The organism is Allobosea sp. WAO (assembly GCF_001509835.1).
Lineage (GTDB): Bacteria > Pseudomonadota > Alphaproteobacteria > Rhizobiales > Beijerinckiaceae > Allobosea.
On sequence record NZ_JXTJ01000008.1, the window covers coordinates 225327 to 244789 of the forward strand.

Annotated in this window: 20 protein-coding genes; 18 read left to right on the forward strand and 2 right to left on the reverse strand. The window is 66.9% G+C overall.

The genetic code is table 11. The annotated features are described in order from the left end of the window. Window positions 1-175 precede the first annotated feature (175 nt). From DK26_RS15940 to glyA, 5 genes are all read left to right on the forward strand, one after another. Complete coding sequence (locus DK26_RS15940) at window positions 176-1237, forward strand: enoyl-CoA hydratase/isomerase family protein (RefSeq protein WP_066474458.1); 1062 nt, start codon at window positions 176-178, stop codon at window positions 1235-1237. Further along, window positions 1234-1680, forward strand: coding sequence for a DUF6163 family protein (locus DK26_RS15945; protein ID WP_066474460.1), 447 nt, complete (start codon window positions 1234-1236; stop codon window positions 1678-1680). Before DK26_RS15940 ends, DK26_RS15945 begins: the two co-directional genes overlap by 4 nt. Window positions 1681-1887: 207 nt before the next feature. After that, window positions 1888-2400 (forward strand): winged helix DNA-binding protein, encoded by a 513-nt coding sequence (locus DK26_RS15950; protein WP_066474464.1) that lies wholly within the window; start codon window positions 1888-1890, stop codon window positions 2398-2400. A 282-nt stretch (window positions 2401-2682) separates the two neighbouring features. Continuing rightward, window positions 2683-3924 carry a L,D-transpeptidase family protein gene (locus DK26_RS15955; RefSeq protein WP_066474467.1) on the forward strand — a complete coding sequence of 414 codons (1242 nt, stop codon included), beginning with the start codon at window positions 2683-2685 and terminating at the stop codon, window positions 3922-3924. A 540-nt stretch (window positions 3925-4464) separates the two neighbouring features. Then, window positions 4465-5760, forward strand: a complete 1296-nt coding sequence (glyA, locus tag DK26_RS15960; RefSeq protein ID WP_066474470.1) for a serine hydroxymethyltransferase — start codon at window positions 4465-4467, stop codon at window positions 5758-5760. A gap of 22 nt (window positions 5761-5782) precedes the next feature. Here glyA and DK26_RS15965 read toward each other — a convergent pair whose 3' ends face one another. Next, window positions 5783-6733, reverse strand: coding sequence for a hypothetical protein (locus tag DK26_RS15965; protein WP_066474473.1), 951 nt, complete (start codon window positions 6731-6733; stop codon window positions 5783-5785). A gap of 274 nt (window positions 6734-7007) precedes the next feature. On the opposite strand from DK26_RS15965, the gene nrdR reads away from it, so the two are divergent. The 10 genes from nrdR (at window position 7008) to DK26_RS16015 (ending at window position 16509) form a co-directional block, all read left to right on the forward strand. After that, window positions 7008-7517, forward strand: a complete 510-nt coding sequence (gene nrdR / locus DK26_RS15970; protein ID WP_066474476.1) for a transcriptional regulator NrdR — start codon at window positions 7008-7010, stop codon at window positions 7515-7517. Then, window positions 7510-8640, forward strand: a complete 1131-nt coding sequence (ribD, locus tag DK26_RS15975) for a bifunctional diaminohydroxyphosphoribosylaminopyrimidine deaminase/5-amino-6-(5-phosphoribosylamino)uracil reductase RibD (protein ID WP_066474479.1) — start codon at window positions 7510-7512, stop codon at window positions 8638-8640. The genes nrdR and ribD overlap by 8 nt, the downstream gene beginning before the upstream one ends. Continuing rightward, a complete protein-coding gene (locus tag DK26_RS15980; RefSeq protein ID WP_066474482.1) occupies window positions 8640-9287 on the forward strand; it encodes a riboflavin synthase in 648 nt (215 codons plus the stop codon). Before ribD ends, DK26_RS15980 begins: the two co-directional genes overlap by 1 nt. A 174-nt stretch (window positions 9288-9461) precedes the next feature. After that, complete coding sequence (gene ribH / locus DK26_RS15985; protein WP_066474485.1) at window positions 9462-9959, forward strand: 6,7-dimethyl-8-ribityllumazine synthase; 498 nt, start codon at window positions 9462-9464, stop codon at window positions 9957-9959. Further along, window positions 9956-10423 carry a transcription antitermination factor NusB gene (nusB, locus tag DK26_RS15990; protein WP_066474488.1) on the forward strand — a complete coding sequence of 156 codons (468 nt, stop codon included), beginning with the start codon at window positions 9956-9958 and terminating at the stop codon, window positions 10421-10423. The genes ribH and nusB overlap by 4 nt, the downstream gene beginning before the upstream one ends. A gap of 94 nt (window positions 10424-10517) precedes the next feature. Continuing rightward, the gene (gene thiL / locus DK26_RS15995) at window positions 10518-11516 is read left to right on the forward strand and encodes a thiamine-phosphate kinase (protein ID WP_066474489.1); all 999 of its coding nucleotides are present in this window, start codon (window positions 10518-10520) and stop codon (window positions 11514-11516) included. 36 nt (window positions 11517-11552) lie between these two features. Beyond that, window positions 11553-12755: an MFS transporter gene (locus DK26_RS16000; RefSeq protein WP_198162341.1), complete on the forward strand. Its 1203-nt coding sequence runs from the start codon at window positions 11553-11555 to the stop codon at window positions 12753-12755. 199 nt (window positions 12756-12954) lie between these two features. After that, a complete protein-coding gene (locus DK26_RS16005) occupies window positions 12955-15111 on the forward strand; it encodes a sodium-translocating pyrophosphatase (protein ID WP_066474492.1) in 2157 nt (718 codons plus the stop codon). 130 nt (window positions 15112-15241) lie between these two features. Further along, a complete protein-coding gene (locus DK26_RS16010) occupies window positions 15242-15490 on the forward strand; it encodes a hypothetical protein (protein WP_066474495.1) in 249 nt (82 codons plus the stop codon). A 98-nt stretch (window positions 15491-15588) separates the two neighbouring features. Then, complete coding sequence (locus DK26_RS16015) at window positions 15589-16509, forward strand: EamA family transporter (protein WP_066474498.1); 921 nt, start codon at window positions 15589-15591, stop codon at window positions 16507-16509. Window positions 16510-16584: 75 nt separating this feature from the next. On the opposite strand, the gene bamE is transcribed toward DK26_RS16015, so the two are convergent. Beyond that, the gene (gene bamE, locus DK26_RS16020; protein WP_066475535.1) at window positions 16585-16935 is read right to left on the reverse strand and encodes an outer membrane protein assembly factor BamE; all 351 of its coding nucleotides are present in this window, start codon (window positions 16933-16935) and stop codon (window positions 16585-16587) included. Between the two features lie 57 nt (window positions 16936-16992). Between bamE and DK26_RS16025 the strand changes: the two genes are divergently transcribed. From DK26_RS16025 to plsX, 3 genes are all read left to right on the forward strand, one after another. Beyond that, window positions 16993-17733, forward strand: a complete 741-nt coding sequence (locus DK26_RS16025) for a ubiquinol-cytochrome C chaperone family protein (protein ID WP_248309992.1) — start codon at window positions 16993-16995, stop codon at window positions 17731-17733. Continuing rightward, a complete protein-coding gene (locus DK26_RS16030) occupies window positions 17730-18284 on the forward strand; it encodes a DUF177 domain-containing protein (RefSeq protein ID WP_066474503.1) in 555 nt (184 codons plus the stop codon). The genes DK26_RS16025 and DK26_RS16030 overlap by 4 nt, the downstream gene beginning before the upstream one ends. A 112-nt stretch (window positions 18285-18396) precedes the next feature. Then, window positions 18397-19461 carry a phosphate acyltransferase PlsX gene (gene plsX, locus DK26_RS16035; protein WP_066474506.1) on the forward strand — a complete coding sequence of 355 codons (1065 nt, stop codon included), beginning with the start codon at window positions 18397-18399 and terminating at the stop codon, window positions 19459-19461. Window positions 19462-19463 lie beyond the last annotated feature (2 nt).

Genomic DNA, 19463 nt, shown 5'->3' on the forward strand with positions numbered 1-19463 from the left:
ACATCGGAACCATTCCAAAACAGGCACTGGCGTCGCATGCCGGCCCGGCGTGCGCCGCTGTGCGCCAAGCGCGGCGCTGTGCACAGAGACAGGATCGGATAGGCCACCCCCTCGCGTTGACAAGCCCGGCCACGGCTTCCAGAACCGCTGGGACCATCAGGACGGCATCCGGGATATGACGCAGGACCAAGAGATCATCTGCGAGAAGCGCGGCGCGGCGGGCTATGTGCTGCTCAACCGTCCGAAGGCGCTGAATGCGCTCAGCCATGGCATGGTCCGCGAGCTGGCGCGTGCGCTCGACGCCTGGGAGAACGATCCGGCGGTAACCCGCATTGTGGTGACGGCCTCCGGCGAGAAGGCATTCTGCGCCGGCGGCGACATCCGCGCTTTGCACGATCTCGGCAAGGCCGGCCGGCAGGACGAGATGCTGGCCTTCTGGCGCGAGGAGTACATCCTCAACGCCCGTATCCAGTCCTATCCCAAGCCTTTCCTCTCGCTGATCGACGGTATCGTCATGGGCGGTGGCGTCGGCATATCCCTGCATGGACGCTATCGCGTTGCCGGCGAGCGCTATCTCTTCGCCATGCCCGAGGTCAGCATCGGATTCTTCCCGGATGTCGGGGCGACCTATGCGCTGCCGCGCCTGCCGGATGCGGCGGGCGTCTACCTCGCCTTGACCGGAGACCGCGTGGGCCAGGGCGATGCGCTGGCGCTCGGCCTCGCGACGCACGCCGTTCCCTCGGCCCGCATGGCCGAACTCGCCGAGGCCTTGACCGGCCCGGAGCCCGTCGATGCGATCCTCGCGACCTTCGTGCAGCCGGTCGCTCCCGGCAAGCTCTTCGGCGAGCGCGAGGCCATTTCCGACGCCTTCGGCGCGCCGACGCTGGCCGGAATCCTGTCGCGTCTCGAGGCCGGCGCCGCCGCCGGCGAGGCTTTCGCGACCAAGGCGCTCGCCACCATCAGGGCGAAGTCGCCGACCAGCGTCGCCATCGGCTTCGAACAAATGCGCCGCGGTGCCAGCCTCGATTTCGCCGGTGCGATGGCGCTGGAATTCCGCATCGTCTCGCGCATCGCCTATGATCATGACTTCTATGAAGGCGTACGGGCCGTGGTGATCGACAAGGATCAGGCGCCGGTCTGGCAGCCGGCCAGCATCGAGGCGCTCGACCCTGCCGCCGTCGAGGCCCATTTCGCGCCGCTGGGCGCGAGCGAGCTCGTGCTGGGCGGTCAGGCGTGAGCCTGGTGCGCGAGAGCGAGGTCCTGCGCAGCCAGCCCGGCGGCGCGAGCGGCGACGGCAAGTCCGGCGGCAGGCGCTGGCGGACGATGCTGGTCTGGCTGCTGCGCCTGCTGTCTGTCGCCTGGATGGCCAAGGGCCTTCTGCAATGGGCCGTGATCCTCGGCCTCGGCCCCGAGAGCGGGCCGCCCTTCGAATCGCGCCCGCTGACCTTCCAGGCGATCACCGTCTATTTCGCGGTGTTCGATCTGGTCGCCGCTGTCGGCCTCTGGCTGACCTCGACCTGGGGCGGCGTGCTCTGGCTGCTGGCGGCGATGAGCCAGCTCCTGCTCGGCTTCTTCTTCCCGCGCTGGCTGCCGCTCTCGCCGGTCCTGATCGGCAGCTATGTGATGCTGATGCTGGCCTATTTCGTCGCGACCTGGGCGGCCGAAAACCAGGAGGGCTGAGGCCCGCGCGGCCGTTCGAATGCGAGCGGCCACGGTAAGAAACGCTTTAGCTTAAGGGATTTGCGGTTCATTTCGTATTCACCCAAATGGGTAAATCCCTGATTCATCCTGATATTTAAACTCGTTTTCATCCGCTCTCCCTATGGTGTCTCTCAGAAGCGGACCGGGAGACTAATCCTGGCCGGGATACAACAGGCGGGATATACCATGAAAAGCAATGTAAAGACTGCGGCTCCGGCCGTGTCTGAGGAAGTTCAACTCAAGGTGAAGCCGCTTTACCTTGAGTCCCTCACCTTGGTCGAGCGCCTGCATCGGCGCCTGCTCGATGTCATCAAGGACGAATTCGAGCGCCGCAACCGCGACGACGTCAACAGCGTCCAGGCCCTGCTGCTCTACAATATCGGCGATGCCGAGCTCAGCGCCAGCGAGCTGCGGACCCGCGGTTACTATCTCGGCTCGAACGTTTCCTACAACGTCAAGAAGCTGGTCGAGCTCGGCTTCCTGCACCATGCCCGCTCGCGGATCGACCGTCGCTCGGTGCGCATCAGCCTGACCGAGAAGGGGCACGAGGTGCACAACCTGGTGAAGGGCGTCTATGACAAGCACGTCCGCACGGTCGAGCAGATCGGCGGCATCGCGACCGACGATTTCGAGCGCATGAACAACGCCCTGCTGCGCCTCGAGCGCTTCTGGACCGACCAGATCCGCTACAAGCTCTGACGCGCTCTGCTCTCGGCCCTTCGCGGCTGCGTGACTGCAGATTTCCCCGGCCCGAGGGCCGGGGCGCGCTGCCCCCTGTCGGTGGTCTCACCTGCCGTAGAGGCGTGCATGAAGATCAAACTGGCGTGAGTATTACGCGACGCCGCCCCAAAAATGCCGCTCTCATCATAGCCTGTTAACTGTGGTAGGGGATCGTCCCCAGCAACCAGCGCGGCCCGGCCCCGCTGAAAGGGGCGGGTTCGTCCCGCTTTGTGTTGACTGCGAGTCCGAGGGGTACGATCGATGCCGCATATCAGCCTGACGCGTCGCGAGACGGTGCTGGCCCTGTTTTCGAGCGCTGCAGCGGGCGTCAGCCTGCCGGCCTTCGCCCAGCAGGCCGAATGGCGCCAGACCTATGATGCCGGCGCCCGCAATGCGGTGCTGCGCTCTTCGACGCCGATGCTTTCTCCGGCCGCCTTGGCCGCGACCGAGCAGGCGATCGCAAGCTATCGTGATCTCGCTGCGCGCGGCGGCTGGCCGACCCTTCAGGTCGGTGACCGCCTCGCTGTCGGCTCCCGGGGGCAGGGCGTCGTTCAGCTGCGCCAGCGCCTGATCATCACCGGCGATCTCGACGAATCCGCCGGCACCAGCAACGTCTATGATTCCTATGTCGAGGCCGGGGTGCGCCGCTTCCAGGCCCGCATGGGCCTGTCGACCACCGGCAGCGTCAACCGCGCCACCCTGACCGCGCTCAATATTCCGATCGACCGGCGCATTCGCCAGCTCGAGACCAACGTCGTTCGGCTGCGCACCTGGTCGGGCAATCTGGGCAACCGCTATGTCGTCGCGAACATTCCGGCGGCTGCGATCGAGACGGTCGAGAACGGCCATGTCGCGACCCGCCATGCCGCCGGCGTCGGCAAGGCCGACCGCCAGTCGCCGCTGCTGCAGACCAAGATTCCCGAGGTCAACTTCAACCCGACCTGGACCGTGCCGGCATCGATCATCCGCAAGGATCTGATCCCGATGATGCGCAAGCAGCCGGGTTATCTCACCGAGAACAAGATCCGCATCATCGGGCCGAACGGCGAGATCGCGCCCGAGCGGGTCAACTGGAACTCCGACGAGGCGACGCGCTACACCTTCCGCCAGGATCCGGGCGGCGAGTTCAATTCGCTCGGCTTCGTGCGCATCAACATTCCCAGCCCGCACGGCGTCTACATGCACGACACGCCGGCCAAGGGCATCTTCGGTGACGATTTCCGCTTCGTCTCCTCCGGCTGCATTCGCGTCCAGAACGTGCGCGACTACATCACCTTCCTGCTCAAGGAGACCCCCGGCTGGGATCGCGCCAAGATCGACGAGGCGATCCAGTCCGGCGAGCGCATCAACGCCCGCATCGCGAACCCCGTGCCGTGCTACTGGGTCTACATCACCGCCTGGGCGACGCCCGATGGCGGCGTCCAGTTCCGCGAGGATATCTACAACAAGGACGGGCTCGGCCCGGTGCCGGTCGCTCGGCTCCAGGGCGAGCAGGATATCTGACGCAGGCCTGTCCTGCCTTCCACGTGAAGAGGGCTCCCGGACCGCGGTCCGGGAGCCCTTTGTTCTTGCGCGCCTTCGACCCAGCGTTCGACATCGCCGATGAGCCGCTGTCGGCGAGCATCCGACACGGATCTGGCCGCCGCGTTTCCCGCCGTCAGACGAAGTTGTCGGCGATTATGAAGCCGAGGATCGAGATGCAGCTCATCACGATCGCGATTTCGAGAATTCCAAAGCCCATGGTCGCCTCCGCCGCTGGAAGGGCAACGCCCGAACTTCGCCATGGTTCCGTCGCTGCTGTGTCGAAATTGCGGCGAGGGCTCCCGGCGAGTTTCTCCGGAACGGTCGATGCGCGACGGCGGCCCGCAGTTGCTGTGCCTCGACGGCGACAAAACCGCATTCCCCTTTCGCCGGTCATGGTCTAAGGACGCGGCAGCGCCGGGCAAGGGTTGCGCCGGCCTCGCGATCAAGCCGAACAGGGCGCGCATCGGACGGGCCGGCAGCGTGCCGGTGGCGGCTCCGGCGCGTCGATGGAGCAGAGCCATGAGCCAAGCCCCCGAGAAGCACCTCTCGAATTCCTTCTTCGCTGCTGGCCTCGCCGATCGCGATCCCGAGATCGCCCGCGCCATCGAGCTCGAGCTCGGTCGTCAGCGCGAGGAGATCGAGCTGATCGCCTCGGAGAACATCGTCTCGCAGGCCGTGCTCGAGGCGCAGGGCTCGGTGATGACCAACAAATACGCCGAGGGCTATCCCGGTCGGCGCTATTATGGCGGCTGCCAGTTCGTCGACATTGCCGAGAAGCTCGCTATCGAGCGCGCCTGCCGGCTGTTCGACTGTGGGTTCGCCAATGTCCAGCCGAACTCCGGCAGCCAGGCCAACCAGGCCGTGTTCATGGCGCTGATGCAGCCGGGTGACATCTTCATGGGCCTCGACCTCGCCGCCGGCGGCCACCTCACCCATGGCGCCCCGGTCAACCAGTCCGGCAAATGGTTCAAGGTCGTTCCCTACGGTGTCTGCGTCGTCGACCAGCTGATCGACTATGAGGCGATGGAGCGCCTTGCGGTCGAGCATAAGCCGAAGATGATCGTCGCCGGTGGCTCGGCCTATGCCCGCCACTGGGATTTTGCCCGTTTCCGCGAGATCGCCGACAAGGTCGGCGCCTACTTCATGGTCGACATGGCCCATTTCGCCGGGCTGGTCGCCGGCGGAGCCCATCCTTCGCCGTTCCCGCATGCCCATGTCGTCACCACCACCACCCACAAGACCCTGCGTGGCCCGCGCGGCGGCATGGTGCTGACCAATGACGAGGCGATCGCCAAGAAGATCAATTCGGCGGTGTTCCCCGGCCTGCAGGGCGGCCCGCTGATGCACGTCATCGCGGCCAAGGCGGTCTCCTTCCAGGAGGCGCTGCAGCCCGAGTTCAAGATTTACGCCCATGCCGTCGTCGAGAACGCCAAGGCCCTGGCCGAGAGCCTGAAGTCGAAGGGCTTCGACCTCGTCACCAACGGCACCGACAACCACCTGATGCTGGTCGATCTGCGCTCGAAGAAGATCACCGGCAAGGCTGCCGAGGCGGCGCTCGGCCGCGCCCACATCACCTGCAACAAGAACGGCATCCCCTTCGATCCCGAGAAGCCGATGGTCACCTCCGGCATCCGGCTCGGCACCCCGGCCGCGACTTCGCGCGGCTTTGGCGTCGCCGAGTTCAAGAAGGTCGGCGAGTTGATCGCCGAGGTGCTCGACGGTCTCGCTGCCAATGGCGAGGAGGGTAACGCCGCAGTCGAGCAGTCGGCCAAGGCCAGGGCCCATGAAATGACCGCCCGCTTCCCGATCTACTGAGGGGAGACGACCGGGGCGACCTTTAGGGGAACGTCCCGGTCAGCTTGATCATGAACAGGTTCTCCGGACCGCCGGGCGCATCGCCCCGGCCGGTCCGGCTGAGTTCCGCGCTGAGGTCGAGCCCCTTCGTGACCTTGTAGCCGGCCGAGGCGCTGCCGCCGAACTGCCCGTCCTTGACCTGTGCGGCGACCGCGACGTTGAAGCGGTCCTCAGTTGCGCTGAGCTTGAGGTTGAGATCGACGGTCGGCTTGCTCACGTCCTTCTTGACGATGCCGGTGAGGTCGAAGGAGCCGTATTTGACCATGACCTCTCCCTCGACCTTGTCGATGGCGGCCGATCTGGTCACCACCTGAAGCGAGAGGTCGAGCTTCAGGTGGTCCCATTTCAGCTTGCCGGTCAGTTTGGCGCCGACGAGTTCGGCCGTCGGGTCGAAGACGATCCCGCCGACGCCGAGCTTCAGTGCGCCGAGCTTGACGACCTCGAACTGCAGCTTCTCCAGCTGCTGCAGGCCGAGCGTCACCGCCCCGCTGTTCGGCTTGGTGACGAACAGCGCCGCGCCCGCGCCGAGTGCCAGCGCTGCGCCGACGACGTAGACGACGCCCTTGTGCTGATCGACCCAGACACCGAGCGCCGACGAGCCGGCCGCCTGCTTGAAGGCATCGACCTGCTTCTCCAGGGATTTGTAGGTCGACGATTTCTTGATCTCCCGGAAGTATTCGTCGGCTGCCTTGGACAGGACATCGTCGCCGATCGAGCGGAGCTTCTGGATGTCGTCCGGCGAGAGCTGGGTGGTCTGGCTCTTGAGCTTCGCATTTGCGAAGCTCAGAAGCCCCTTCTGGGCGGTCGCCAGCACGACCGGGCTCTTGAGGATCTCGGCGAGACGTTCGGGAGACCGGTGGATCTCGCTGTCGAGAAGGTCGAACGCCAGGACGACAAGGCCGCCGAAGGCGTCGCCCGTAGTGTCGTTGGACATCTGCAAAACTCCGATTGGCGAGCTGCGGGATTGGCGGGCAGGCGCAAGCGGTGAAGGGCAGGCGGGTCGCAGGGTTGCATCTTGGCATGAGAAGGCGGCTCGCCCTGCGTCCTTTTTGCGAGGCGCCTCCCTTCATTGGCCGGGGCGTCATGCGATATTGCGCTTGCCCCCTTGCCGCCGCCTGGTCGTTTTTCGCTGGCCTGCGACGGCATGGCTGGGGCAATGAAGGGCCGCGGACGGTATCGTCCCTCAAGCAACCCTCGAGGCCCAAGGTATGCGCTGTCCTTATTGCGGCTCGCTCGACACCCAGGTGAAGGATTCGCGGCCGACCGATGACCACGCCTCGATCCGGCGGCGGCGCGTCTGCCCGGATTGCGGCGGCCGCTTCACCACCTTCGAGCGGGTGCAGCTGCGCGAGCTCACCGTGGTCAAGCGCTCGGGCCGGCGCACCGCCTTCGACCGTGACAAGCTGCAGACCTCGATCGATGTCGCCCTGCGCAAGCGCGCGGTCGCGCCCGAGCGCGTCGAGCGGCTGGTCAACGGCATCGTGCGCCAGCTCGAAAGTTCGGGCGAGGCGGAGATCATGAGCTCGACCATCGGCGAGCTGGTGATGGAAGGGCTGAAATCGCTCGACGATGTCGCCTATGTCCGCTTCGCCTCGGTCTACAAGAATTTCCGCGAAGCCCGCGACTTCGAGGAGCTGCTCGGCCAGCTCAGCGGCGACGAGGGCGAGGGCGAAGCCGAGCCTGCCGGGGAAGGGGCCAGGCCTCGCGACGATGCCTGATCGCGACGAGATCGACCGCGCCTTCATGCGCCAGGCGCTCGAGCTCGGCGCGCGGGGCCTCGGCCAGACCTGGCCGAACCCGTCGGTCGGGGCCGTGGTGACGCGCGAGGGACCGGCCGGACCGGTCGTCGTAGGCGCCGGTCACACGCAGCCGGGCGGCAGGCCTCATGGCGAGGCGATGGCCTTCGAGCAGGCCGGCCCCGCGGCAGCCGGCGGCACGCTGTATGTTACGCTGGAGCCCTGCTCGCACCGGACCCTGCGCGGCGGCACGCCTTGCGTCGAGCGTACGCTGCTTGCCGGCGTGCGCCGCGTCGTCTCAGCCATGGCCGACCCCAATCCCCGCATCGCCGGGCTCGGACACGCCCTTCTTCGAAGCGGTGGAATCGAGGTGGTCACCGGCGTGCTCGAAGACGAGGCGCAGCGTAGCCATCGCGGCCATGTGCTGCGGGTCACGCAGGGGCGGCCGATGGTGACCTTCAAGGTGGCGCGCACCGCCGACGGCTTCGCCGGTGGGGCAGGGCAGGCCCGCATCAGGATTTCCTGCCCGGAGGCCGGTGAATGGGTCCATCGCGAGCGTGCCCGCTATGACGCGATCATGCTCGGCATCGGCTCTGTCCTCGCCGATGATCCGCTCCTGACCGTGCGGCTCGCCGGGCTGGAGATCCGCTCGCCGGTCCGGGTCGTGCTCGATTCCAATCTGCGCCTGCCGCCGGATTCGCAGCTGGTCAGGGGCGCCGGCGAGGTGCCGGTCTGGGCGATCGCGGCGGAGGACGCACCGGTCGAGGCCGAGGCGCGCCTCGTCGCCGCCGGTGTCGAGGTGATGCGCGTCGGGCGCGCCGCCGACGGGCATCTCGATCTCGGCGAGGCGCTGCGGCTCCTCGCGGCGCGCGGCATCACCCGGGTCTTTTCCGAGGGCGGGCCGACCATCGGCGAAAGGCTGGCGCTCGCCGGCTTCGCTGACGAGGTCATCGTCTCGACCTCACCGACCGCCCTCGGTGAGCCGGGCGTCGTCGCGGTGCGGCCGGGCCTTGCGGCGCTGCTCGCGGACCCCAAGATGTACGCCATCGCCGAAACCAGGCTCATCGGCCAGGACCGTTTCCAGCACTTCACGAGGATCGCCTGATGTTCACCGGCATCGTCACCGCCATTGGCACCGTAACCCAGGCGCGGAAGATGGGGCCGAGCCTGAAGCGGCTCGCCATCTCCTGCCCCTGGGAGGCTGATGGCATCGAGATCGGCGCCTCGATCGCCTGCGCCGGTGTCTGCCTCACCGTGACCGCCCTTAGCCCGCGCGACGATGGCGAGCCGGGCTGCGTCTTCCAGGTCGAGGCCGCGGCCGAGACGCTGTCGAAGACCCGGGTCGGCGATTGGGATGTCGGGACGCGGATCAATCTCGAGCGCTCGCTGAAGATGGGCGACGAGCTCGGCGGCCATCTGGTCACCGGCCATGTCGACGGTGTCGGATCGATCATCAAGGTCGACGCGATCGCGCCCGATCCGGACGAGCCATGGGGCGCGACGGCGCGCTTCCATATTCGCGCGCCGCAAGGGCTCGCCCGTTTCATCGCGGCCAAGGGCTCGATCTGCCTCGACGGCACTTCGTTGACGGTCAACACCGTCGAGGACGACGTCTTCACGGTCCTGCTGATCCCGCATTCCTTCAGCATCACCACCTGGGGCCAGCGCAAGCAGGGGGACGGCGTTCATGTCGAGGTCGATCTGATGGCGCGGTATGCCGCGCGGCTTGCGGAGGCGCGCGGGCAGGGCTAAGAGCCGGTCCTGCCTCAGCCCTCATCCTGAGGAGCCGCGCAGCGGCGTGTCGAAGGATGGTCCATGGACCATCCTTCGACACGCCATTCCTGACGAAATGGCTCCTCAGGATGAGGGCTTGATTGCTTTCGACCCGGTCGAAGGCGCCTCGACGATACCAGAAGGAATTCCCGCATGGCCGGAGCCCGGCAATCATCGGCTGCCTCAGCCGCCCCGCTCGACGACGCACGCGTCCTCGTGGTCGAGGCCCGCTTCTATGACGGCCTCGCCGACGAGCTGCTGCAGGGCGCACTCGCCGTGCTGGAGAACGCAGGCTGCCGCGTCGACGTCGTGACCGTTCCCGGCGCGCTCGAAATCCCCTCCGCCATCGTCATCGGCCTGCGCGCCGCCGACGAGGCAGTCGACCCCTATGAGGCGGTCGTCGCGCTCGGTACCGTGATCCGTGGCGAGACCGGTCACTACGACATCGTCGCCGGCGAGAGCTCGCGCGCCCTGATGGACCTCTCGGTCGCTTTCGCCCTGCCGCTCGGCAACGGCATCCTGACCGTCGAGAACGAGGCCCAGGCTTGGGCCCGTGCCAATCGTTCCGAGATGGACAAGGGCGGCGGCGCTGCCGAGGCTGCTCTCTCTGTGTTGCGCTACAAGCGTTCGCTGGCGGAGGAGTCGAAATGAGCCGGGCCGAGATGCGCCGCGGCGCCCGGCTGGCGGCCGTGCAGGCGCTCTATCAGATGGAGGTCGGCGGGCGCGGCGTGGTCGAGGCCATGGCCGAATTCGAGCATTTCTGGATCGGCAAGGAGGTCGAGGAGATCGAGCTGCCGAAGGCCGAGCTCAATTTCTTCCGCGACCTCCTCGGCGGCGTCGTCAGCGAGCAGCGCCTGGTCGACCGTGCGGTGGACGATGCGCTCGCGGCGGGCTGGCCGCTGAAGCGCGTCGAGGCTGTGGTCCGCGCCGTTCTGCGTGCCGGTGCCTATGAGCTCGCCTTCCGCAAGGACGTGCCGGCGCGGGCCGTGATCTCGGAATATGTCGCGGTTACCCGCACCTTCTACGAGGGCGAGGAGATCGGCATGATCAATGCCGTGCTCGACAAACTCGCCCGCGATTTCCGCGCCGAGGAATTCGACGTCCCGGCGGCGTGAGCATTGTCGTAGGGCTTCAGGAAACAACGCAGTCATTCCGGACGAGTAAGGCGAAGGTCCGGAATGACGCGAGGAACGGGCGGCAGGCCGATCGATGACGTCCGAACCACAACGCCCCGGCGAGTTCGAGCTGATCGCCCGGCATTTCGCCCCGATCTCCGGCCGTGACGGACTCGGCCTCCTCGACGATGCCGCGCTGCTGCGTCCGTCGCGCGGCTATGAGCTCGTCGTCACCGCCGATGCGCTGGTCGCAGGCGTGCACTTCTTCGCGGACGACCCTGCCGGCTCGATCGCCCGCAAGGCGCTGGCGGTCAACCTCTCCGATCTCGCCGCCAAGGGCGCGCGGCCCGACGGATTCGTGCTGACGCTGGCGCTGCCCAAGGGCTGGACCGAGGACTGGCTCGCCGCCTTCGCAGCTGGGCTTGCCGCCATCGCGGGGGAGGCGGCCTGTCCGCTGATCGGCGGCGATACCGTCTCGACGACCGGCCCGCTGACGCTTTCGATCACCGCCTTCGGTAGCGTCCCCGCCGGACGCATGGTCTTGCGCTCTGGCGCGAAGCCCGGCGATCTCGTCCTGGTCACGGGCACGATCGGCGATGGCGCGCTCGGCCTGCGGGCGCATGGCCCGGACAGGCCGGAATGGATCGCCCGCCTCTCCGAGGCCGACGGCGCCTTCCTGGTTGACCGCTATCTTCATCCGCAGCCGCGCCTGACGTTCGCCCAGGCCCTGCAGCTCCATGCCTCCGCGGCGATGGACATCTCGGACGGGCTCGTCGGCGACCTCGGCAAGCTGCTCGCAGCCTCGCGCGTCGGCGCCGAAATCGATCTTGACGCGGTGCCGTTCTCGGTCGCGGCCCGCAATGCCGTCATGGCTGATCCCGCACTGGCGGAACTGGCCTGGACCGGCGGCGACGACTACGAAATTCTCTGCACGGCGTCCGAGATGGAATTTCCTTCCCTTGTCGCGGCGGCGCAGGCGGCGGGCCTTGGCCTTGCCCGCATCGGCCGCGTCACGGCGGAGGCAGGGACCGTGCGATACAGCGAGGCGGGCAGGCCGCGCAGCTTTGCGCGAGGCTCCTTCGTTCATTTCTGAAAGCGGCCCGGGCCGCGGAGAGTCGGCGGCCTGCAAATGAATCAGCATGTTCCGGTGAGCGACGACACCCTGGCGAAGCGCAACGCGGTCGTCCTCGCCTGCGCCCAGTCGCTCGGTGGTGCCAGCCCCGCCATCGTGGTCTCGCTCGGCGGCATCGTCGGCTCGCAGCTCGTTACCGACCAGGCCTTCGCCACCGTCCCGGTCAGCCTGATGCAACTCGGCATCGCCTGTGGCGTCATTCCGGCCGCGATGCTGATGCGGCGCCTCGGCCGCCGCAACGGCTATCTGATCGGCGCGCTGATCGGCGTTATCGGCGCCAGCGTCGCTGCCAGCGGTACCGGCAGTCGGATGTTCTGGCTGTTCTGCCTCGGCACCTTCCTCTGCGGCGTCTACGGCTCCTTCGTGCAGAGCTATCGCTTCGCCGCGGCCGACACAGCGAGCGAGGCCTTCAAACCGCGCGCCATCTCCTGGGTGATGCTCGGCGGGTTGGCGGGTGGCGTGATCGGTCCGCAATCGGTCTACTGGACGCGTGACCTGACGCCCGCTGCGCCCTTCGCGGCCAGCTTCCTGGCGCAGGGCGGCCTCGCCTTGCTCGCCGTCGGCGTCGTCCTCCTGCTGCGCGCTCCGCCCGTGGTCGAGAAGCGTTCCGGCGGCGGCCGGCCGCTCTCCGAGATCATGCGCCAGCCCAAATTCATCGCCTCGGTGTCGGCGGCGCTGGTCGCCTACGGGCTGATGAGCTTCGTCATGACGGCGGCGCCGCTCGCCATGGTCGCCTGCGGCCATTCGATCGGCGATGCCGCGCTCGGCATCCAGTGGCACGTACTGGCGATGTTCGGGCCGAGCTTCTTCACCGGCCGCCTGATCGCCCGCTACGGCAAGGAGAAGATCACCGCGCTCGGCCTGCTGCTGACCGCCGTCGCCGCTATCGTCGGCCTGTCTGGACTCAGCGTCGCGCATTTCTGGATCGCGTTGGTCTTGCTCGGCGTCGGCTGGAATTTCGGCTTCATCGGCGCGACCGCGCTGGTCACCGACTGCTATCGCCCGGAGGAACGGGTCAAGGTCCAGGCCGCCAACGACTTCCTGGTCTTCGGCTCGGTCGCCATCGCCTCCTTCTCGGCTGGCGGCCTGCTCAGCGCCGGCGGCTGGGACAGCGTCAACTGGCTGGTCTTCCCGCCCGTCGCGGTCGCGCTGGCGCTGGTCGCCTGGCAGGGCCTGCGCCGCCGTTCCGCCGCCGCCTGACAGCCCGGCCGAATTGTCAGTCGCCGGGTTTGCGATTCTGTCGGAAACTTGGCAACAATTCGGCAGACACTGGCGATCGGCGCTACGGGCGCGATTCTAGAGCCCGGAAGAGCAGTCCCTGGCGTTCAACAGACCGGCGGTAAGCCGGCTCCGTCGGGGCGTCCTGCCCCAGATGCAGATCTCAGGGACAGGAAAGTCGATGTCGGCCTTGCTCATCATCATACTTCTGAGTGCGCTTTCGATCGTCTACGGCATCTGGGCCTATAGCGACGTGATGAAACGCGACGCCGGCAATCAGCGCATGCAGGAGATTTCCGGCGCGGTCGCAGAGGGCGCGCAGGCTTATCTCAAGCGCCAATACATCACCATCGCCATGGTCGGCGTCGTGCTGTTCATCGGCCTGACCTGGCTGCTCGGGGCCTATGTCGGCATCGGCTTCCTGATCGGCGCGGTGCTCTCCGGCGTCGCCGGCTTCATCGGCATGAACGTCTCGGTGCGCGCCAATGTCCGTACCGCCCAGGCGGCGATGCAGTCGCTGGGGCAGGGGCTCGACGTCGCCTTCAAGGCCGGCGCGGTCACCGGCATGCTGGTGGCCGGCCTCGCCCTACTGGGTGTCGCCGTCTATTACGGCTTCCTGACCTCGATGAAGGGCTTCGAGCCGTCCAGCCGCGTCGTCATCGATTCGCTGGTGGCGCTGGGCTTCGGCGCCTCGCTGATCTCGATCTTCGCCCGTCTCGGCGGTGGCATCTTCACCAAGGGCGCCGATGTCGGCGCCGACCTCGTCGGCAAGGTCGAGGCCGGCATTCCCGAGGATGACCCGCGCAACCCGGCGACCATCGCCGACAATGTCGGTGACAATGTCGGCGACTGCGCCGGCATGGCGGCCGACCTGTTCGAGACCTATGCCGTGACCCTGGTTGCGACCATGGTGCTCGCCGCGATCTTCTTCGCCGGCCAGCCGGCTCTCAAGGTGATGATGCTCTATCCGATGGCGATCGGCGCGGCCTGCGTCGTGACCTCGATCATCGGTACCTTCTTCGTCAAGCTCGGCGCCAACCAGTCGATCATGGGCGCCCTCTACAAGGGCTTCATCGCCGCCGGCGTGCTCTCGATCGGCGCCATCGCGGCGGTGACGCATGTGATGTTCGGCGGTTTCTCCACTCCGTTCACCACGGGGCAGGGCGTGGCCTTCACCTCGGGCAGCCTCTTCGCCTGCTCGCTGGTCGGTCTCGCCGTGACACTGCTGATCGTCGTCATCACCGAGTACTACACCGGCACCGGCAAGCGCCCGGTGGTCTCCATCGCCCAGGCTTCGGTCACCGGCCATGGCACCAACGTCATCCAGGGCCTCGCGGTATCCCTGGAATCGACGGCGCTGCCGACCATCGTGATCATCGCCGGCATCATCGTCGCCTACGGCCTCGCCGGACTGTTCGGCATCGCAATCGCCACCACCGCCATGCTGGCGCTCGCTGGCGTCGTCGTGGCGCTCGACGCCTTCGGCCCGGTCACCGACAATGCCGGCGGCATCGCCGAAATGGCCGGGCTGCCCAAGGAGGTCCGCCAGTCGACCGACGCACTCGATGCGGTCGGCAACACCACCAAGGCGATCACCAAGGGCTATGCGATCGGCTCGGCCGGCCTCGGCGCGCTGGTGCTGTTCGCCGCCTATACCTCGGACCTCAACTACTTCGTTGCCGAGGCCAATAAGGCGGGCGCGACCAGCTACCAGTACTTCAAGGGCGTCACGGTCGACTTCTCGCTCTCCAACCCCTTCGTCGTCGTAGGCCTGCTGCTCGGCGGCCTCATCCCCTTCCTTTTCGGTGGCATGGGCATGACGGCGGTCGGCCGGGCGGCCGGCTCGGTCGTCGAGGAGGTGCGTCGCCAGTTCAAGGAGAAGCCCGGCATCATGGCGGGCACGGAGCGGCCGGACTACGCCCGCGCCGTCGACCTGCTGACCAAGGCGGCGATCAAGGAGATGATCGTGCCATCGCTCCTGCCGGTGCTGGCGCCCTTCGTCACCTTCTTTGTGATCAACGCCATCGCCGGCAAGAACCAGGCCTTCGCCGCGGTTGGCGCCATGCTGATGGGCGTCATCGTCACCGGCATCTTCGTCGCCATCTCGATGACCTCGGGTGGCGGCGCCTGGGACAACGCCAAGAAGAGCTTCGAGGACGGCTTCGTCGACAAGGACGGCGTGCGCCATCTCAAGGGCTCCGAGGCGCACAAGGCCTCGGTTACCGGTGACACCGTCGGCGACCCCTACAAGGATACGGCGGGCCCCGCCGTGAACCCTGCGATCAAGATCACCAACATCATCGCGCTCCTGCTGCTTGCCATCCTGGCCCATTCCTGAGCGGCGAGATCGCCTGATCAAGGCTCGGCCCCGCGGAGCGATCCGCGGGGTTTTTGTTGTGTTGTGAACGGTTTGGAGGGCGGCTGAGATTCAGAAACTCAGCCGCTTGAATCGGTTTCGGAGCCGCGACTTGATCGACCTGATCGGCAGCATCCTCCTGGATGCGCTCGGCTACACGACCGCGCGCCTGCTCGTCCCGATTCTGACATTCGGGCGCGTTCGCGTGCAGGCCCTCCGAGCCGAGCCGCGGCGGCACAACTGGTTCGGCTTCGCGCGCGACGCCGACGGATCCCACCAGCTCGAGGCGACCATGGCCGGCTGGTATGGCTTGGTCTTCTGGCTCGGGGCGCTGGTCGTCGTGCTCGCGCTACTGCGGTGAGATCGCAGTCGTTCCTGGCAGTACGGCCAGGACCGTAGCGTTCCAGCACGACCGACGCGCTGCAAGCTGTCATGGTCCGCCCATCCAAGGAGGACCCGATGACCGCCCCAGCCGCCTCAGCCCCCGCACGTTCCGGACATGCAACGGACTTCGCCTCGCTCCTCCTGCTGGCGACGCTGTGGGGGGCCTCCTACAGCTTCATCAGGATCGGCGTCGAAACGATCCCGCCGGTCACGTTGATCGCGGCGCGCACCCTGATCGCCGGCGCGCTGTTGCTGCTCGTCATTCGCTGGCGTGGACTTGCCCTGCCGCGTGACCCGGTGATCTGGCGGCGCTTCCTGATTCAGGCCTGCCTCAACAGCGCCGTTCCCTTCACGCTGATCGCCTGGGCCGAGACCAGCGTCGAGGCCGGCCTTGCGGCGATCCTGAACGCAGGCTCGCCGATCTTCGCTTTCCTGCTCAGCCTGCTGCTCTTCCGCGCCGAGGCGGCCGCCGGCCGCAAGCTCTTCGGCGTCGCTGCCGGCATGCTCGGGGTCTGCCTGATCATCGGCGTCGAGGCGCTGTCGGGCTTCGGCCGCGAGCTCTGGGCCCAACTCGCTCTCGTCGCAGCGGCGGGCTGCTATGGCGGCGCAGCGCTGTTCGGGCGCAATTTCAAGGGGCTCGACCCGATCATGCCGGCCGCCGGCTCGCTGATCTGCGGTGCCGCAATCCTGATTCCCTTCAGCCTGCTCATCGACCGGCCCTGGACGCTTTCGCCTTCCAGCGCGTCGATACAGGCGCTCCTGGCGCTGTCGGTGTTCTCGACCGCGCTCGCCTTCATCATCTATTTCCGGCTGATCGACCGGCTCGGTACGGTTGGTGCGACCTCGGTCGCTTATCTGCGCGTGCCGACCGGCGTCGCCATCGGCGTTCTTTTCCTTGGCGAACGCTTGAGCTCGACCGCCTGGGCCGGGCTCGCCTTGGTCATTCTCGGGGTGTTCGCCATGACGCTGCCGGACCGAAAGCGGCCTGCTCGCTGAGCGGTGGAGTGTAGAGAACGAAAAAGCCCTGCGGCTGTGCCGCAGGGCTTTTTCGTTTCGTCGCCTAGGATGTCCTCAGGAGCCGAGCGGGTTGAACTTGGTCACCCCGCGGAACAGGTTGCGCAGGAAGCTCTGCTCCTCGCCGCCGGCGGGGGTGGTGCGGCTGATGAAGTCGAAGATCACGCCGTCCTGAAGGCCGTAATTGGCGATGCGCTCGACCTTGAAGGCCTTGTTGAAATAGATCACCAGCACGCGCTGGTCGATCACCGTGAAATCCTGGAACTGGAAGCGGCGGCGCACAGTCTGGCTGATGTAGTAGAAGGTGCGGTTGCCGACCGTCGAGGTCGTCGAAGGCGTGCCGAGCGTGGTCAGCACCGTCTGCACGTCCATGCCGGGCCGGACCTTGGCGATCAGCTCGTCATCCATGACGAAGCCGCGCGTGAATTCTTCGTTCAGGCCGGCTGAAGTCGGAACGCGGAAGCCGTGGCTGCCGCCGCTGCAGGCGGCGAGCGGCAACATGGCGGCGAGCGAGCCGATCAGGACAGTGCGGCGGGTCGGAGCGGTCATGCGGGGAAGGTCCAACGGGAGGCACGCGACAGCGAGGCCGCGCTTGTCATGAGGGGTATGCTTGGCGTAACGCCCGAGCATGGCTTTGGCAAGGCGAGCGCAATCGGTGGGGTGGCGGCTGTGATTTTCGGTCTGTTCGGCAAGAGACCCGACCGGATGGCGCCGGTCAACGCCTTGCTCGGGCGCATCGTCGCTGCGTCGCGGGAGCCAGCACTCTATCTCGAAGGGCGCGTGCCCGACGATTTCGAAGGGCGCTTCGAGGCGTTGACGCTGCATGCCTTCCTGGTCTTGCGGCGGCTGCGCGAACTGCCTGAGCCGGCGGCGGGAGTAGCCCAGGACCTCGTCGATGCCAGTTTCAGCTATCTCGAGCTCGGTTTCCGCCAGGGCGGCGTCGGCGACGTCTCTGTGCCGAAGCGCATGAAGAAGATCGGCCGCAGCTTCTATGGCCGGATCGGTGCCTATGAAGAGGCGTTCGCATCGGATGAGCCGGGTGCGCTTGCGGCCGCGCTTGGCCGGAACGTCTCGCCGCAGGCCGATGCCGAGACGCTTGCCCGCCACGCCCATGCCGTTGCGGCACACTTGGCCACCCTCGATCTCGACGGTATTCTTACTGCCGACCCGATTTTTCCCAAGTTTGAGAGCAGCCTGACGAAATGAGTTCTGCCAGCAAGGACGCGTTGCCGCTGCGCCATCCCGTTCGCGTCGAGACGATCACGCTGCGGCCGATGGCGTTCGAGATCGCGGCGGCCCAGCCTGACTTCGCCGCGATCGCGCGCCATCTCGGCGTCGCTTCGCTGGAGGCGCTGACGGCGAGCTATTCGCTGTCGCGCAATGGCGACCGGGTCAAGCTCGAAGGCAAGATCACCGCAGCGCTGCACCAGACCTGCATCGTCACGCTCGAGGCGTTCCCCGTTTCGCTCAGGGCGCCGGTGAAGCTCGATTTCGTGCCGGAGGCCGAGCTAGCTGCCTTGTCGGCCGGCGATACCGGCGAGGGCGAGATCGACATCGAGGTCCTGCTCAATGAGGAGGATCCGCCGGAGCCGATCGTCGACGGCGTCATCGATCTCGGCGCGATCACCCTCGAATTCCTGGCGCTGGCGCTCGATCCCTATCCGCGCAAGCCCGGCGTGAATTTCGAGCAGGGCGAGGCCGAAGCGGCGCCCGAATCGCCCTTCGCGGCGCTGGCGCGCCTCAAGGGCGGGGAATGATGCTGGCCATGGTCGCGGCTTTTTCTTGCGGCGGGCGTTCAACTCGCTATTGTCCCGGCCGCGTCGAGCCGCTCCAGCCAGGGGCGCCGCCCCTGGAATTGATCGCCTCCTCATGACACGTCCGGTTACACTCGCGCTCGATGCGATGGGCGGCGACCATGGTCCATCCATCGTCATCCCCGGTGCCGCCCTCACTCTGGAACGCCGCCCCGACGCGAAATTCGTGATCTTCGGCGATCAGGCGCAGGTCGAGCCGTTGCTCGACGCCCACCCGAAGCTCAAGGCCGCGACGGTCTTCCATCACACGGACGTCTCCGTGAAGATGGACGACAAGCCGAGCCAAGCGTTGCGCTATGGCCGCTACAAATCCTCTATGTGGCGCGCCATCGACGCGACCAAGACCGGCGAGGCCGACGTCACTATCTCGGCCGGCAACACCGGCGCACTGATGGCGATGTCCAAGTTCTGCCTGAAGTCGATGCCGCAGGTCGACCGCCCGGCGATCGCCTGCCTGTGGCCGACGGTGCGCGGCGAGAGCGTGGTGCTCGATGTCGGCGCGACCATCGGCGCCGATGCGCAGCACCTCGTCGACCTCGCCGTGATGGGCGCGGCGATGGCGCGCGTCGTCTTCGACATCGATCGCCCGAGCGTCGGCCTGCTCAATGTCGGCGTCGAGGAGATCAAGGGCGTCGAGGCGGTCAAGGAGGCCGGCCGCATCCTGCGCGAGAGCAATCTCGCCCATCTCGACTATCAAGGCTTCGTCGAGGGCGACGATCTCGGCAAGGGCACGGTCGATGTCGTCGTCACCGAAGGCTTCACCGGCAATATCGCGCTGAAGACCGCCGAGGGCACGGCCCGGCAGATCGGCGAATATCTGCGCGCCGCGATGGGCCGCTCGCTGATGTCGAAGATCGGCTACCTCTTCGCACGCGGCGCCTTCTCGGCGCTGAAGGACAAGATGGACCCGCGCAAGGTCAATGGCGGCGTCTTCCTTGGCCTGGAAGGCATCGTGATCAAGAGCCATGGCGGCACAGATGCTATCGGGTTCGCCAGTGCCGCCGAAATGGGCTACGAGATGGCGCGAGAGAACCTGATGGCGAAGGTGCGCGAGATGGTCGCGTCGACCGCGCGCCCGGATGCGAGCCCTAAGAGCATGCAGCCGGCCATCGGCGAATAGGG

Excerpts from the sequence above, each read along its gene's own strand:
- DK26_RS15940 (WP_066474458.1), top strand. The coding sequence starts at position 176 with ATGACGCAGGACCAAGAGATCATCTGCGAGAAGCGCGGCGCGGCGGGC.
- DK26_RS15950 (WP_066474464.1), top strand. The coding sequence starts at position 1,888 with ATGAAAAGCAATGTAAAGACTGCGGCTCCGGCCGTGTCTGAGGAAGTT.
- DK26_RS15955 (WP_066474467.1), top strand. The coding sequence starts at position 2,683 with ATGCCGCATATCAGCCTGACGCGTCGCGAGACGGTGCTGGCCCTGTTT.
- glyA (WP_066474470.1), top strand. The coding sequence starts at position 4,465 with ATGAGCCAAGCCCCCGAGAAGCACCTCTCGAATTCCTTCTTCGCTGCT.
- DK26_RS15965 (WP_066474473.1), bottom strand. The coding sequence starts at position 6,733 with ATGTCCAACGACACTACGGGCGACGCCTTCGGCGGCCTTGTCGTCCTG.
- nrdR (WP_066474476.1), top strand. The coding sequence starts at position 7,008 with ATGCGCTGTCCTTATTGCGGCTCGCTCGACACCCAGGTGAAGGATTCG.
- ribD (WP_066474479.1), top strand. The coding sequence starts at position 7,510 with ATGCCTGATCGCGACGAGATCGACCGCGCCTTCATGCGCCAGGCGCTC.
- DK26_RS15980 (WP_066474482.1), top strand. The coding sequence starts at position 8,640 with ATGTTCACCGGCATCGTCACCGCCATTGGCACCGTAACCCAGGCGCGG.
- ribH (WP_066474485.1), top strand. The coding sequence starts at position 9,462 with ATGGCCGGAGCCCGGCAATCATCGGCTGCCTCAGCCGCCCCGCTCGAC.
- nusB (WP_066474488.1), top strand. The coding sequence starts at position 9,956 with ATGAGCCGGGCCGAGATGCGCCGCGGCGCCCGGCTGGCGGCCGTGCAG.
- thiL (WP_066474489.1), top strand. The coding sequence starts at position 10,518 with ATGACGTCCGAACCACAACGCCCCGGCGAGTTCGAGCTGATCGCCCGG.
- DK26_RS16000 (WP_198162341.1), top strand. The coding sequence starts at position 11,553 with ATGAATCAGCATGTTCCGGTGAGCGACGACACCCTGGCGAAGCGCAAC.
- DK26_RS16005 (WP_066474492.1), top strand. The coding sequence starts at position 12,955 with ATGTCGGCCTTGCTCATCATCATACTTCTGAGTGCGCTTTCGATCGTC.
- DK26_RS16015 (WP_066474498.1), top strand. The coding sequence starts at position 15,589 with ATGACCGCCCCAGCCGCCTCAGCCCCCGCACGTTCCGGACATGCAACG.
- bamE (WP_066475535.1), bottom strand. The coding sequence starts at position 16,935 with ATGGATGACGAGCTGATCGCCAAGGTCCGGCCCGGCATGGACGTGCAG.
- DK26_RS16030 (WP_066474503.1), top strand. The coding sequence starts at position 17,730 with ATGAGTTCTGCCAGCAAGGACGCGTTGCCGCTGCGCCATCCCGTTCGC.
- plsX (WP_066474506.1), top strand. The coding sequence starts at position 18,397 with ATGACACGTCCGGTTACACTCGCGCTCGATGCGATGGGCGGCGACCAT.